We start from the raw sequence: 263 nt of genomic DNA on the forward strand, positions 1-263 counted from the left end.
AGCTCTTAGAATTATACGGGAAAAAATGGTTGAAAAAAAATAAGCTTAGTGCACCTCTGGCTATGTATTGGAATAGTAGCCCGTATGCAATGATTAATGATCTTTATCCAGGCTGTTTTAAAGAATGGGAATTTGGCATGACTCCTAATAACTTCTGGACTAAAGAAAAAGCATTAGAAGCATTGAAATGGACCATTGAAGAAAAAGAGAGATTAACCCCTAAACAATTACTTGATATATACAATATAAAATGGTTAAAGACC

General features: G+C 33.1%; 1 pseudogene. It reads left to right on the forward strand.

Annotation, left to right across the window (positions count from 1 at the left end):
- Positions 1-263, forward strand: a pseudogene (locus MR107_RS30775) (DUF4046 domain-containing protein); the annotation flags it as partial.

Source organism: Bacillus cereus group sp. BfR-BA-01441 (genome assembly GCF_022663075.1).
In the GTDB taxonomy this organism is placed as follows: domain Bacteria; phylum Bacillota; class Bacilli; order Bacillales; family Bacillaceae_G; genus Bacillus_A; species Bacillus_A cereus.